Consider the following 13,231-nt stretch of genomic DNA (forward strand, 5'->3'; position numbering starts at 1 on the left):
GACCAAGGAGCAAGCCCATGTCCGCCGAGACAGAGGCCCTGAACGACCAGATCAAGCAGTCGGTGGCGCTGCTGAGGAGGCATCTTTGACTGGGATGTCGCAATCGACCGCCTCGCGGAACTGAACAACCGGGCCGAAGACCCCGAACTGTGGAACGATTCGGAAGCCGCGCAGAAACTCATGCGCGAGCGTACGATGCTGGCCAACCAGATCGAGGGCGTGCAGCGGCTTGAAACCGATGTGAACGATACGCTCGAACTGGTTGAACTGGCGGAGATGGAAGGCGACGAGGCCGTCGTGGCCGAGGCGGTCGGCGCGCTGCGGGCCCTGGCGGAAGAAGCCAAGCGCCGTGAGACGGAAAGCCTGCTTTCGGGTGAGGCGGACAGCAATGACTGCTATCTGGAAGTCAATGCGGGCGCAGGCGGGACGGAGGCGCAGGACTGGGCGGAGATGCTGCTGCGCATGTACACCCGCTGGGCCGAGCAGCATGGCTACAAGGTCACGATGATGGAAAGCTCGGAGGGCGAGCAGGCCGGCATCAAGTCCGCCACCATCCAGGTTTCCGGCCCCAACGCCTATGGCTGGCTCAAGACCGAGGCGGGCGTGCACCGGCTGGTCCGTATCTCCCCATTCGACGCGGCGGCGCGGCGGCAGACCTCGTTCGCATCCGTATGGGTCTATCCGGTGGTGGACGATTCCATCGAGATCGAGATCAACGAGGCCGACCTGCGGGTCGATACGTTCCGTGCCTCGGGCGCGGGCGGCCAGCATGTCAACAAGACGGAATCGGCCATCCGCATCACCCACATCCCCACGGGCATCGTGGTGGCCTGCCAGACCGACCGCTCGCAGCACCGCAACCGCGCCACCGCCATGACCATGCTCAAGGCGCGTATGTACGAGCAGGAACTGCAAAAGCGCGAGGCCGCCGCCGCCCAGACCGAGGCGAACAAGACCGATATCGGCTGGGGGCACCAGATCCGCTCCTACGTCCTTGCGCCCTACCAGCTGGTCAAGGATCTGCGCACCAATGTCGAGAAAACCAATCCCGACGCCATTCTGGATGGGGATATCGACGACTTCATGGCCGCGGCACTCGCGGCCCGTGTCGGGGCCACCCGGTCGGAGGCCAGCGCCCAGGCCCAGTGAGCGGGCCAGTGAGCGGCCCCGTACCCCTGTTTTCCACCCGCGGCCCCTGGTCGCGGGTTTTTTTTATGTTCCGGGTCGGATCATTGTTACGTAATAATAAATTTGTTTCGTAACTGCCGCATAACATGCTTGACACGCATGGCCCGACCACGCCCAATTCACGCTCTGGCAATCAATGGCGGGCAGGCCACGCGCGGGGTGTCGCGTGGCGGCGGGGAAACGGGAACGGCATGTGGTCTGACGAAGTCATGGGGATGGATTACGCGGCGCGGCAGCGGCGACGCACGCCATATGTGCGTATCATTGGCGTGATCGTCCTCATTCATGTCGTCGCCGTGTCGGTGCTGGCCTACGGGCTGCGCCCCAAGGCCACGCCCATGTTCCCCACCCCCTACCGTCCGCTGCCGCCCCTGACTGTCCGGATTATCCGTGAACCGCTGCCCGCCGCGCCGCCAGCCCCCCGGCTTGGGCCCCCGGTCATGATCCAGCCGGTGGTTCCCGTCATTCCCGCACCGCATATCGGGCGTGACAGGCGTGTGCATCAGCCGGAAATTGTTCCGAATTCGATACAGGCGGATTGATTTTCAATGTCCGGGCTGGTCAGATGGCAACCAGGATTTGCAGGCCCGAGCGTGGCCTTATTCGTCAGAGGATTTCATGTAAATGACCCGACACCATCGTAATATTGCCGTCGCAGCCGCGCTGCTGACCGCACTGCCGGCGTTTGCGTACGCAAAAACCGGCGGCGCGGCCGAAGCCAACCCGTACGGGCTGGAAGCGTTGTGGACGAATGGTGACTTCATCGCCCGCACCGTGCTGCTGATCATGGTCGTGATGTCTGTCGGGACATGGTACATCATGCTGTCCAAATTCGTCGAACAGGCCCGCATGATGAAGGCGGCGAAGGAAGTGAAGGCGAAATTCTGGCAGGCGGCCGACATACGCCAGGGCGCGGCCCAGCTCGATACCGCATCCCCGTTCCGCTATATCGCCGATAGCGGCATCAAGGCCGCCGAACACCATGAAGGCACGATGCAGGAATCCATCGACCTGCATTCGTGGACCTCGATGTCCATCCAGCGCTCGGTGGACTTCATCCAGAACCGCCTGCAGGGCGGGCTTGCCTTCCTTGGGACGGTGGGGTCCACCTCGCCGTTCGTGGGTCTGTTCGGCACGGTCTGGGGCATCTACCACGCGCTGACGGCCATCGGCATCGCGGGGCAGGCCTCGATCGACAAGGTGGCCGGTCCGGTGGGTGAATCCCTGATCATGACTGCCATCGGCCTTGGCACCGCGGTGCCGGCGGTGCTGGGCTACAACATGCTGGTGCGCCGCAACAAGGGCGCGATGGATGAGGTGCGTGACTTCGCGGCGGATGTGCAGTCGATCCTGATTGGCGGCTACCGCCATGAATCGCACGACGTGGCGGAATAGATTTTCAGACCATATGTGATCCGCGTTCAGGTTATGGCACGGCAGGCACGCATGGCGTGGCCTGCCGTGTTCGGGTCGGGCGGCGGATTGATTGATGGGCGGCGCGGGTCCATCGTGACGCCCTGGCCGATCACTCGGGCCATGACCCGTTCATGGAAGGATATCCAGTTGAAAAACATCACATCCAAATCGCTGTTCCGGCGGCAGGGGCGCCTGCTGGCCGGGGTCATGACGGTGGCGCTGGCGGGCGTGACGGCCCTGCCGCCGCAGGCCGCGCATGCGGCCGATGTGCTGGGGCAGCAGGTGGGCACGGCGCTCCAGCAGGCCCAGACCGCGCTGGCCGCCCATAAATACCCGCAGGCCATGACGGCGATTGATGAAGCGGACAAGGTCGCGGGCAAGAGCGATTACGAATCCTACACCATCGAGCAGATGCGCGCCGCCGTTGCCGCGCAGTCCGGCAATGTTCCGGTGGCGATCTCGGCCTATGACAGGCTGATCGCATCCCCCCGCACCCCGGCGGCGACAAAGGAACAGATGGCGCTGGCCGAAGGCAGCATGGCCTTTACCGCAAAGAATTATCCGCAGGCCATTGCCGTGACGGAGAAATACATCAAGGCGGGCGGCAAGAACCCGCAGATGCTGACCATCCTGATCCAGTCCTATTACCTGCAACATGATTTCGCCAACGCGGCGCGCGTGCAGCAGGCGCAGATCGACGCCGCGATCAAGGCGGGTGGCAAGCCGACGGAAAACCAGCTCCAGCTTCTTGCCGCCTGTCAGGCGCAGTTGCGTGACAATGCGGGCCTGACCCACACCTATGTCCAGCTCGCCACCTATTACCCCAAGCCGGATTACTGGGCGCAGGTGGTCCATTCCGTGCTGAGCAACCCGAACATGGCGCCCGCCCTGCGGCTGGATATCGACCGCGTGCGGCTGGAGGCCGGGCTGGTCAAGACCTCGGCCGAATATATGGATATCGCCGAACTGGCCCTGCAGGCCGGACTGCCGCAACTGGGGCTGGATATCCTCAATCAGGGTTATGCCAGCGGCGTGCTGGGTCATGACGCCAATGCCCCGCGCACGGACCGCCTGAAGGCGCTGGTGAGTCAGAACGCGACGCAGGCCAAGGCGGCGCTGGACACCACGGCGGCGCAGGCCACCACGGGCAATGCGATGCTGACGGCGGGGTACAACTATGTCCTGTCCGGTCAGGCGGACAAGGGGCTGGCCCTGATGAAGCAGGGGCTCGCCAAGGCCCCCACGGATGTGAACATCGGCCGCCTGCATCTGGGCCTGGCGCAGGCCGCAGCCGGGCAGAAGGCGGATGCCATCGCCACGCTCGACAGCGTGGGCGGCACCAATGGCGCGCGCGACATCGCGCAGTTCTGGGTGCTGAAACTGGGCGCCGCCCCCGCCGCGCACTGAACGGCCAGCGTGTCACGACTGGCGGGGCGTCGGAGGGATCCGGCGCCCCGTTATGGTTTCAGGCCCGGGCGGGACAGACATTTTATGACATGAACGATGGTCTTATCCCGCCCCGATGCGTTGGATATGCTGCTGCTGTCGCTTGAATGGCGTCATGACTGCCCCGAACACGAACATGGCCGAGAGAATGACACAGATACCCGCCACCGCCGATCTGCCCGCCCGTATCCTGGTGGTGGAAGATGACCCCGGCATGCGCACCCTGATCGTCCGTGCGCTGCAGGGCGACGGCTACCGGGTGCGGGGTGTGCAGGGGGGGCCGGAAATGTGGGATGCGCTGAAGGTGCAGGCAGCCGACCTCATCATTCTGGATGTCATGCTGCCGGGCACCAACGGGCTTGACCTGTGCCGCAGCCTGCGCGCGCGCGCCGATCCCCTTGGCCCCGATGAGCAGCCGCTGAGGGAAGTGCCGGTTATTATCGTCTCCGCGCGCGGCGAGGAACTGGACCGCGTGCAGGGGCTGGAACTGGGGGCCGATGATTACGTCCCCAAGCCCTTTGGCCAGAAGGAACTGCTGGCGCGGGTACGCGCGGTGCTGCGGCGGCGCGGCGGCGGGGTCACCACGCCCAGCGCCGGGCGCCCGCGCAAGGAAACCGTGCGCTTTTCCGGTTGGACGCTGGATCTGAGGCGGCGGGAACTGACCGACCCGGCGGGTAGTGCCGTGGAAATATCGGGGGCCGAACACGACCTGCTCACCAGCTTTCTGGACAATCCGCAGCGCGTGATCGGGCGTGACCGGCTGCTTGAACTCTCGCGCACCCGGCTGGGCGATGTGTCGGACCGGAGCGTGGACGTGCTGGTCAGCCGCCTGCGCCGCAAGCTGGGGCCGGATTCGGATGGCCTGATCCGCACCGTGCGCGGCATGGGATATATCTTTACCGCCGAGGTCGAACGGGTCTGACGCGCGACATGGGGCAGGATGCGACGCCGCCGGCGCGTCCGGCGGTTCCCGTGACGCGGCGCATCACGCTGTGGCCGCGCGGGCTGGTCGGGCGCGTCATGTTCGTGCTGCTGGCGGCGGTGGCGCTCGTCTTTATCGGCAGTTCCGTTTTTTATGAGGAAGCCGAGACCTACACCATAGACGACGCCCAGCTGGAACAGGTGGGGGAGCGGCTGGTGATCGACGCCCGCGTGCTGGCCGCCACCCCCACATCGCAGCGCATGGTGCTGGCGGCCATGCTTTCCACCGGGGATCTGACGGTGGACTGGCGCACCCAGACGCAGCAGGGGATGATGAAGGGGGAATCCCCCTCGCTGCGCAAGCTGCATGACCGCATGGCGGGACCGCTGACCGCCCTGCAGGGCGATGCGCTGAACCTGTCGGGCACCATAGCCGAGACGACGGACGTGCGCGGCACGCTGCGCCTGCCCGATGGCAGTTACATGGGGTTTCTGGCCCCGGACATCCTGCAACCCCACCACATGCGGCGCGGCCTGCTCTCGGCGGCGATTCTGGCGGGGGCCGTGCTGCTGGCGGCGGGGATGCTGGTGCGCGCATTGAGCATGCCGCTGCGCGCGCTGGCCGATGTGGCCGATACGGTCGGCTCGGGCCGGTGGGTGCCGCTGGCCGACAAGGGTCCGCGTGAGGTGCGGTACCTCGCCCATGCCATCAACAAGATGCAGGATCGCATCAACCGCCTGATCACCGACCGCACCGAAGCCCTGGCCGCCGTATCGCATGACCTGCGCACGCCGCTGGCCCGCCTGCGGCTGCGCGCCGGATTCCTGGACGACCCGGCGGCCCAGCAGGAAATCGAGGCCGATGTCACGGAAATGGAGGCCATGATCGCGGGGGTGCTGGCCTATCTGTCGGGGGAGAAGGATCCCGAACCCGCGCGCCCGGTCAACGTGGCCTCGATTCTCGCGACACGGGTGGATGACGAAGCCGATCAGGGCCGCGATGTGACCTATGACGGCCCCGATCAGGCGCAGGCCGTGGTGCGCCCGCTGGCCATGAAGCGGGTGATGGGCAATCTGATTGACAATGCCGTGAACTATGGGGGCAACGCCCATGTCAGCCTGCGGGTGACGGAGCATGCGCTGTGCATCCGCGTGGAGGATGACGGCCCCGGCCTGCCGGAGGCCGAGATCGGTCGTGTCACCACGCCCTTCTACCGTGTGGAAGGCTCGCGTTCGCGCAGTACGGGCGGGCTGGGGCTGGGGCTTGCGATCGTCAGCCGCGAGGTGGCGCGGGACGGCGGACAGTTCCGCCTGTTCAACCGGCCACAGGGCGGTTTGTGCGCCGAAATTGTCCTGCCCCGCAATGCCGTGATACGGCAGGGCGCCTAAACGCGACCGCCTGGGGTTGGATTTGCCGCCGGGTCGATCATATAACAGGACTGGGAAAGTACTTTTGCATCTTTTCCCGTCCCGTCATGTCTGGAAGACCGAGCAATGTTCATTGAAACAGAAGACACACCCAATCCCGCGACCCTGAAATTCCTGCCGGGGCGTGAGATCATGGCCAATGGGGCGACGGCGGATTTCATCAATCCCGATTCCGTGGCGGGGCGCTCACGCCTTGCGGAACTGGTGTTCGATCTTGATGGTGTGGCGCGCGTCTTCTTTGGCAATGACTTCGTGGCCGTGACCCGTGGCGACTCGGTCCAGTGGGATGAACTGCGCCCGCAGGTGCTGTCCGTGCTGGCCGATTACCTGGCCACCGGCCAGCCGGTTGTGGAAAGTGACGCGCAGGTTGTGGAAGAACTGGTCGCACCGGGGGATGAGGACATCGTGCAGCAGATCAAGGAACTGCTCGATACCCGCGTGCGCCCCGCCGTTGCGGGTGACGGGGGGGACATCGTGTTCCGTGGGTATCGTGACGGGATTGTCCGGCTGACCATGCAGGGGGCATGTTCGGGCTGCCCCTCCTCACGCGCGACGCTCAAGCACGGGGTGGAGAACATGCTGCGCCATTACGTGCCGGAAGTGGTATCGGTGGAGCAGGTAGAGGCCTGATCGGCGGGCCTGCGTAATCTGGGAATGTTTCATGGCGCTTGATGATGCTGGGCTTGATCTTCTGTTTCGCAAGGCACGCACGCCGCTCGCCTGGAACGACCGCCCCGTGGGGCAGGAGACGCTGCGGCAACTGTATGATCTGGTCAGCCTCGGGCCGACGTCGGGCAACTGCTGCCCGGGCCGGTTCGTGTTCATCACCACCGAAAGCTGCCGCGAGCGCCTGCGTCCCGCCCTGTCCGCCGGTAATGTGCCGCGTGTGATGACCGCGCCCGTCACGGTTATCGTGGCGCATGACCCGCTGTTTTTCGAGCGTATGGATACCCTCAGCCCCATTGCCGGTGTGCGGCAGTGGTTCGCGGCCGATGTGGGACTGGCGGAGGAAACCGCCTTTCGCAACGGGACGCTTCAGGGGGGCTACCTGATCATGGCGGCGCGCGCGCTGGGCCTGTCGGTGCTGCCGCTGTCGGGGTTTGACGCCGCGATGGTGGAGGACGCCTTTCTGGCGCAGCAGGGCTGGCGGGCCAATTTCCTGGTCAGCCTTGGCTATACCGACGGGCCGCCCCCCACGCCCCGCGCGCCGCGCCCTGGCTTTGATGATGCCTGCGTGGTCATATAACCCATGCGTATTCTGGTCATGGATGGCGCCGCGACCGGCGCGCAGGCGCAGGCCGTCATTACCTGCCTGAAGGCGGGGGAGGATGGCCTGTCGGTGCTGGCCACCCGTGTCGCCACGGGGCGGGGGGCGGCGGAACAGTTCCCGCTTCTCGCACGGGAACTGTTTGCCGAATGTGGATGGACCCACGCCATGCCGGAACTGGTGGGCGTGGTTGTCGGGCCGGGATCGTTTACGGGGCTGCGGGCCTCGCTGGCCTTTGCCCATGGGCTTGCCGCCGGGTCGGGCTGCGCCGTGGCGGGCGTTACCGGCGGGGAAGCCGTGGGGGCCGCCCTGTGCGCGGCCGCCCGCCCGCTTGGCGCCCACGCGCTGCACTGCACGATCGCCCGGCGCGATCGCGTATTTGTCGAGACACTGGAAGCGGGCGGCGCGTCCGGCACGGTCTCGGCCCATATGCTCGGTGCGCTCGACCTGCCTGCCGGCCCGTTGCTTGTGGCGGGGAACGCGGCCGCCCTGGTGGCCGAAGCCCTGCCGCACCGGGGGGATCTCCACCGCGCCACCCTGCCCGTATCCGACCCGTGCGCCATCGCCACGGTCGCCCTGCGCCGACTGCGCGGTGAACTGCCGCCGCGCGCGGCCGTGCCGCTTTATGTCGATGCGCCGGAAGCCAAACTGCCCATGGCGGGGCTGCGGCCACCGCCGGTCATGTCAGGCGCATGAGTACGGGCACGCTCCAGCCCGCGTCGGTCAGGGCCCGTGCCCTCATGCTGGCGCGGATTCACGCCGCCGCCTTCCCCCCCACCCATCAATGGGACGCGAAGGCGATGGAAACGCTGATGGGCATGCCCGGCGTGTCCGTGTTGCTGGCGGACGGGGCGACGGAGGGGGATGCGCCAGGTTTCATCATGGTGCGGACCATGGGCGATGAGGCCGAAATCCTTACCTTCGCCGTCATGCCCCTAGCTCGCCGGCGCGGGATCGGGCGTGAGCTGCTGGCGCGGTGCGCGGACCAAGCGGCGCTGGCGGGGGTGGCGACCGTGTTTTTGGAAGTCGCGCGCGATAACGCGCCCGCCATGGCGCTGTACCGCAGGGCGGGATTTACGCAGGTGGGCCTGCGCCGCAACTATTACCCCGATGGCATGGACGCATGCGTCATGCGCCGGGAGATTTAAGGACGGTCAGGCGATGGGTCATGCCATCTGCTTCTGTCTGTATTTCCTCCACAACATGACCCAGCAGCTTCAGGCTGCGCGATACATTGTCCAGCGGGGTGGGGCCGCGCAGGCGCACAAGCAGTCTTTCCCCCGCCGGAAGTCCGTCAAGCGCCAGACGCGTGCGAACGAAAGTCATGGGGCACACTTCATTGGTTATATCTATCGCCGTCATCTCAATATCGGACATATTACCATCAAACCTTTGGTGAAGTCGGTTGCGATCCATCGGGAATTATTTATATAGGACGTATATTTATTCCAGCATGACAGGATCAGACGAATGGCGGATGCAACTGCGGAAGTTGAAGTGCGGGAACTGACCGCCGAAATCGTTTCGGCCTATGTATCGCGTAACGAGCTCAGCGCGGAGACCCTTCCCGATCTGATTCACCGGGTTTACGAGGCGATTTCCACCCTCGGGCGCGTGGAGCCCGTGGTGGAAAAGCCGGTGCCGGCGGTTCCCCTCAAGAAATCGGTCTTCCCTGATTATATCATCTGCCTGGAAGACGGGAAGAAGCTCAAGATGCTCAAGCGCCACCTCAAGACCGCCTATAACATGACGCCCGAGGACTATCGCGAACGCTGGGGCCTGCCGCATGACTACCCCATGGTCGCCCCCAATTACGCCAGCCACCGTTCCACGCTGGCGCGCAAGATCGGCCTCGGCACGAAACGTGAGGACTGAACCACCTGTCGTATGGTAACGTAGACAAGCATCTACATGATCGGCTACGCCCGTAAACATGGCAACAGACAGTAACGGACTGCAATCGCGCATCGAGCGTATGTGCACGGAGCGCGGGCTGAAAATGACAGGCCAGCGCCGCGTTATCGCGCGCGTGCTGTCTGAGTCCCATGACCACCCGGATGTGGAGGAACTCTACCGCCGCGCCGCAGCGCTCGATGAGCGTATTTCGGTCGCCACGGTCTATCGCACCGTGCGCCTGCTGGAAGAGAACGGCATTCTCGAGCGGCGTGACTTCGGCGGTGGCCGCGCCCGCTACGAAGCCACGGAGGAAGGTGACCACTACCACCTGATCGATGTGGAAAGCGGGCAGGTGGTGGAATTCACCCATGCCGGGCATGCCGCGCTGCTGCGCAAGATAACGGCGGAACTCGGGTTTGATCTGGTATCCCACCGGCTGGAACTGTTTGCGCGCAGGTTGCCGGACGTGTCACAAGACCAGACCGACCAGGCGGCACCAACACAGCGGAAAGGCAGATCACAGCCTTGAGTATTGAGAAAACCATACAGTCCCTTTCTACCCTGGACCTGGAACGCAACGGTTTTCCTGAGCTGCGGGGGGGCAATCTTGGTGTCAGGATCGCCGAAACCGAGGAAGAGCGTGATGCCGCCCAGGCGCTGCGCTACCGGGTTTTTTACGAGGAAATGGGGGCCCGCCCCGATTCCCGCACCGCGCGGCTGCGGCGTGACGTGGATGAATTCGACGAATATGCCGATCACCTTCTGGTGATCGACCATGCCATTTCATCCGGCGCGAAGGGGGTTGTGGGGACCTATCGCCTGATGCAGGGCGATGCGGCGAAAAAGCTGGGCCGGTTCTATTCCTCCAGCGAATACGACATCTCGCCCCTGACCGAATTTCCCGGTCGCCTGCTGGAAGTCGGGCGGTCGTGCGTGGATCGGGATTACCGGGGCCGCTCGGCCATGCAACTGCTGTGGCGCGGCATCGCGTCCTATATCTTCCTGCACCGGATTGATGTGCTGTTCGGTTGCGCCAGCCTGCCCGGCACCGATCCCGATGCCCTGTCGGATGAACTGACCTATCTCTACCATAACCACCTTGCCCCCCCGGCGCTGCGTGTCAGGGCGCTGGCGGAGCGGCGGGTGGAAATGCTGCGTTCGGACCCGCAACTGATCGACCACCGCCGTTCGCTCGCTCGCCTACCCCCGCTGATAAAGGGCTACCTGCGGCTGGGTGGTTATGTGGGCGATGGCGCGGTGATCGACGCGCAGTTCAACACCACTGATGTCGCGGTTCTGGTCAAGAGCGAACTGCTGGCCGACAAATACTACCGTCATTACGAACGCCGCCTGCGTGACGCGCTGGACTAGTCCGGCGGGCGGCACCAGAGCGGAATACGGCGCTTCATAATGTTTCTGTACGAGAATTACATGAAGCTGTCGCGCCTGCGCGGGTGGCGGGCGGATCTCGTCATGGCGTTGGCGGGGGGCGTGTACGCCCTGGGTTTCCCGCCGTTGCACATGGTGTTTGTGCTGCCGGTCGCGTTCTGCCTGCTGGCGCGCGCGATTGACGGCGCGGCGGACTGGCGTGAGGCCGCCCGGCGCGGCTTCATGTTCGCGATGGGGCTTTATACGATTGGCCTGTACTGGCTGATGTACGCCATCCTGATCCGGGCGGATGATTTCTGGTGGCTGGTGCCGCTGGCCTCACCGGGCTGCGCGCTCATCCTCGCACCGCTGAGCGCGCTGACAGCCGGGCTGAGCAGGCTGGTCCCGCGTGGAACCGGACGGCTTCTGGCATTTGCGGCCCTGTGGACGTTGACGGACATGGCGCGGGTGTTCGTGTTCAGTGGCTTTCCATGGAATCCGCCGGGAAGCGTGTGGGAGTTTCCCGGTCTCGCCGGAGATATCATGATCCAGCCCGCCGCATGGATCGGCGTGGACGGCCTGACCCTGCTGACCTGCCTGCTGTCGCTGGCGCCCCTGTACGCGCGGGTGGGGCGGCTGGTCTGCCTTGCGTTGATGGTGGCGTGGGTGACCGGCGGCGCCCTGCGCCTGACCAGCGTGCATGACACCTATCGGCATAACCCCGAGGTTGTTCTGGTGCAGGGCAATGTGCCCGAGACGGACAAGATTACCGGAAGCTCCGATGTCGCGATCTTTCGCCGTTATCTTGCCCTGACCCGGCAGGGCGTCACGCAGGCCCTGCGGGAATCGGATGGGCGGCCCGTTGTCTTCGCGTGGCCGGAATCGGCCTTTCCGGGGCTGCTTCTGGAAGATGACATCGCCCGGCCCATGATCGCGCAGGCCGGGGCAGGGGCGGCGGCGGGGATCATCGGCACCGTGCGCTGGGCGCAGGACCGCCACTGGCGCAACAGCATGGCGGCACTTCTTCCCCCCGATGGGCATGCCGCCGCCCTTTACGACAAGGCGCATCTGGTGCCCTTTGGTGAATACCAGCCCGCTTTCCTGCCCTTTCACGTCGTACCGGGGGATGGCATGACACCCGGCCCGAATGTGGGAACATGGCACTTGCCCGGCATCGCCCCGGTTGGTCCGCTGATCTGTTACGAGGTGATTTTTTCCGGTCAGGTGGTCGATCCCCATGACCGGCCGGACTGGCTCATGAACAGCACCAATGATGCGTGGTACGGCAACAGCGCCGGCCCCCGCCAGCATCTTGCCGCGGTCCGCCTGCGCGCGGTGGAGGAGGGGATTCCCGTGGCCCGCGCCGCCAATACCGGCATTTCGGCTGTTTATGACGGGCGCGGCCATGAACTGGCACGGCTGGGCTGGGACCGGCAGGGGGTGCTTGTCCATGCCCTGCCCGATGCCCTGCCCTGCACGCCTTTTGGCCGTTATGGCCGCCTGATTCCCCTGTTTCTGGCCCTGCTGACGGGTCTTGCGGGGCTGTGGTGCGGCCGGGTATGGCGCAGGGCGGGCTAGGGAAAAATCCGTTTTATTGACCCCGGTCCAAATTCATGCATTTTAAATGCAGGAATTTTCCCGAATCACCCCTAGCTCCCGGGGCATGGAACGATTTTATGCCGGTCCCGAACCAGTATGACGGATAATTACGAGTGTATTATAGCAGGGAATGATTTAAAAAGGATTAACATTCTCAACCAGCGTATCCCTGTTCTCATTTTTGAATTTGCCCCTCATACCGATCAGGAAAGGTAACGCCATTATTGTGACCGGAAAACTGCTTGCAACCTCCAATCCGGTAGATGTGCATGTGGGCAATCGTATCCGGCTGCGTCGTACGTTGCTGGGTATGTCCCAGGAACGGTTGGGGACGGCCTTGGGGCTGACATTCCAGCAGATCCAGAAATATGAACGGGGCCGGAACCGTGTCGGTGCGTCACGCCTGTATGATCTGGCGGTTGTGCTGGGCGTGCCGGTGGCCTTCTTTTTTGAAGGACTGTCCGAGCAGGGGGATGCCGCGCCAGAAGCGGGAAATGTAGCGGGCATGGCCGCGCCCGATGAGGCAGTGCCCACCGGTTCGCTTGAGCAGTGCGCGCCCTCATCGGTCCAGCCCGATGACCTGACCCTGTTTTCGCGCCGCGAGACGATTGATCTGGTCCGCGCGTATTACGGCATTGAGGACAGCGGCACGCGCCGGCGCGTGCTGGATCTTGTCCGCTCCATGAGTGCGAACTGAGACCG

16 protein-coding genes are annotated in these 13,231 nt (G+C 64.6%); 15 read left to right on the forward strand and 1 reads right to left on the reverse strand.

The window, feature by feature from the left end; all coding sequences use genetic code 11:
- Positions 1-17 precede the first annotated feature (17 nt).
- From prfB to rimI, 10 genes are all read left to right on the forward strand, one after another.
- Positions 18-1,149 (forward strand): peptide chain release factor 2 gene (gene prfB / locus LDL28_RS09940; RefSeq protein WP_233058401.1). Its coding sequence is split into 2 segments (ribosomal slippage): positions 18-86 and positions 88-1,149, totalling 1,131 coding nucleotides; the frame shifts between segments, so codons are not numbered across the junction.
- Between the two features lie 230 nt (positions 1,150-1,379).
- The gene (locus LDL28_RS09945; protein ID WP_233058402.1) at positions 1,380-1,730 is read left to right on the forward strand and encodes a hypothetical protein; all 351 of its coding nucleotides are present in this window, start codon (positions 1,380-1,382) and stop codon (positions 1,728-1,730) included.
- Between the two features lie 82 nt (positions 1,731-1,812).
- Complete coding sequence (locus LDL28_RS09950) at positions 1,813-2,583, forward strand: MotA/TolQ/ExbB proton channel family protein (RefSeq protein WP_233058403.1); 771 nt, start codon at positions 1,813-1,815, stop codon at positions 2,581-2,583.
- 33 nt (positions 2,584-2,616) lie between these two features.
- Entirely contained in the window at positions 2,617-4,011 is a 1,395-nt protein-coding gene (locus LDL28_RS09955) for a hypothetical protein (protein WP_233058404.1), read from the forward strand.
- 187 nt (positions 4,012-4,198) lie between these two features.
- Entirely contained in the window at positions 4,199-4,972 is a 774-nt protein-coding gene (locus tag LDL28_RS09960; RefSeq protein ID WP_233059261.1) for a response regulator transcription factor, read from the forward strand.
- 8 nt (positions 4,973-4,980) lie between these two features.
- Positions 4,981-6,360 carry an ATP-binding protein gene (locus LDL28_RS09965; protein ID WP_233058405.1) on the forward strand — a complete coding sequence of 460 codons (1,380 nt, stop codon included), beginning with the start codon at positions 4,981-4,983 and terminating at the stop codon, positions 6,358-6,360.
- Positions 6,361-6,465: 105 nt separating this feature from the next.
- Positions 6,466-7,029, forward strand: a complete 564-nt coding sequence (locus tag LDL28_RS09970; protein ID WP_233058406.1) for a NifU family protein — start codon at positions 6,466-6,468, stop codon at positions 7,027-7,029.
- Between the two features lie 31 nt (positions 7,030-7,060).
- On the forward strand, positions 7,061-7,645 hold the full coding sequence (locus LDL28_RS09975; protein ID WP_233058407.1) for a malonic semialdehyde reductase: 585 nt from the start codon (positions 7,061-7,063) through the stop codon (positions 7,643-7,645).
- A 3-nt stretch (positions 7,646-7,648) separates the two neighbouring features.
- Complete coding sequence (gene tsaB / locus LDL28_RS09980; protein ID WP_233058408.1) at positions 7,649-8,362, forward strand: tRNA (adenosine(37)-N6)-threonylcarbamoyltransferase complex dimerization subunit type 1 TsaB; 714 nt, start codon at positions 7,649-7,651, stop codon at positions 8,360-8,362.
- Positions 8,359-8,814, forward strand: coding sequence for a ribosomal protein S18-alanine N-acetyltransferase (rimI, locus tag LDL28_RS09985; protein ID WP_233058409.1), 456 nt, complete (start codon positions 8,359-8,361; stop codon positions 8,812-8,814). The genes tsaB and rimI overlap by 4 nt, the downstream gene beginning before the upstream one ends.
- On the opposite strand, the gene LDL28_RS09990 is transcribed toward rimI, so the two are convergent.
- Complete coding sequence (locus tag LDL28_RS09990; protein WP_233058410.1) at positions 8,795-9,043, reverse strand: sulfurtransferase TusA family protein; 249 nt, start codon at positions 9,041-9,043, stop codon at positions 8,795-8,797. The genes rimI and LDL28_RS09990 overlap by 20 nt on opposite strands.
- 93 nt (positions 9,044-9,136) lie before the next feature.
- On the opposite strand from LDL28_RS09990, the gene LDL28_RS09995 reads away from it, so the two are divergent.
- The 5 genes from LDL28_RS09995 to LDL28_RS10015 all read left to right on the forward strand — a co-directional run bounded on the left by LDL28_RS09995 (position 9,137) and on the right by LDL28_RS10015 (position 13,226).
- Positions 9,137-9,541: a MucR family transcriptional regulator gene (locus LDL28_RS09995; RefSeq protein WP_233058411.1), complete on the forward strand. Its 405-nt coding sequence runs from the start codon at positions 9,137-9,139 to the stop codon at positions 9,539-9,541.
- 58 nt (positions 9,542-9,599) lie between these two features.
- On the forward strand, positions 9,600-10,091 hold the full coding sequence (locus tag LDL28_RS10000) for a Fur family transcriptional regulator (RefSeq protein WP_233058412.1): 492 nt from the start codon (positions 9,600-9,602) through the stop codon (positions 10,089-10,091).
- The gene (locus LDL28_RS10005; protein ID WP_233058413.1) at positions 10,088-10,933 is read left to right on the forward strand and encodes a GNAT family N-acetyltransferase; all 846 of its coding nucleotides are present in this window, start codon (positions 10,088-10,090) and stop codon (positions 10,931-10,933) included. Before LDL28_RS10000 ends, LDL28_RS10005 begins: the two co-directional genes overlap by 4 nt.
- A 36-nt stretch (positions 10,934-10,969) precedes the next feature.
- Positions 10,970-12,508, forward strand: a complete 1,539-nt coding sequence (gene lnt / locus LDL28_RS10010) for an apolipoprotein N-acyltransferase (protein WP_233059262.1) — start codon at positions 10,970-10,972, stop codon at positions 12,506-12,508.
- Between the two features lie 259 nt (positions 12,509-12,767).
- Positions 12,768-13,226: a helix-turn-helix domain-containing protein gene (locus tag LDL28_RS10015; protein ID WP_233059263.1), complete on the forward strand. Its 459-nt coding sequence runs from the start codon at positions 12,768-12,770 to the stop codon at positions 13,224-13,226.
- Positions 13,227-13,231 lie beyond the last annotated feature (5 nt).

Origin of the sequence: Komagataeibacter sp. FNDCR2, from assembly GCF_021295395.1 — a bacterium.
Lineage (GTDB): Bacteria > Pseudomonadota > Alphaproteobacteria > Acetobacterales > Acetobacteraceae > Komagataeibacter.

Excerpts from the sequence above, each read along its gene's own strand:
- LDL28_RS09945 (WP_233058402.1), top strand. The coding sequence starts at position 1,380 with ATGTGGTCTGACGAAGTCATGGGGATGGATTACGCGGCGCGGCAGCGG.
- LDL28_RS09950 (WP_233058403.1), top strand. The coding sequence starts at position 1,813 with ATGACCCGACACCATCGTAATATTGCCGTCGCAGCCGCGCTGCTGACC.
- LDL28_RS09955 (WP_233058404.1), top strand. The coding sequence starts at position 2,617 with ATGGCACGGCAGGCACGCATGGCGTGGCCTGCCGTGTTCGGGTCGGGC.
- LDL28_RS09960 (WP_233059261.1), top strand. The coding sequence starts at position 4,199 with ATGACACAGATACCCGCCACCGCCGATCTGCCCGCCCGTATCCTGGTG.
- LDL28_RS09965 (WP_233058405.1), top strand. The coding sequence starts at position 4,981 with ATGGGGCAGGATGCGACGCCGCCGGCGCGTCCGGCGGTTCCCGTGACG.
- LDL28_RS09970 (WP_233058406.1), top strand. The coding sequence starts at position 6,466 with ATGTTCATTGAAACAGAAGACACACCCAATCCCGCGACCCTGAAATTC.
- LDL28_RS09975 (WP_233058407.1), top strand. The coding sequence starts at position 7,061 with ATGGCGCTTGATGATGCTGGGCTTGATCTTCTGTTTCGCAAGGCACGC.
- tsaB (WP_233058408.1), top strand. The coding sequence starts at position 7,649 with ATGCGTATTCTGGTCATGGATGGCGCCGCGACCGGCGCGCAGGCGCAG.
- rimI (WP_233058409.1), top strand. The coding sequence starts at position 8,359 with ATGAGTACGGGCACGCTCCAGCCCGCGTCGGTCAGGGCCCGTGCCCTC.
- LDL28_RS09990 (WP_233058410.1), bottom strand. The coding sequence starts at position 9,043 with ATGTCCGATATTGAGATGACGGCGATAGATATAACCAATGAAGTGTGC.
- LDL28_RS09995 (WP_233058411.1), top strand. The coding sequence starts at position 9,137 with ATGGCGGATGCAACTGCGGAAGTTGAAGTGCGGGAACTGACCGCCGAA.
- LDL28_RS10000 (WP_233058412.1), top strand. The coding sequence starts at position 9,600 with ATGGCAACAGACAGTAACGGACTGCAATCGCGCATCGAGCGTATGTGC.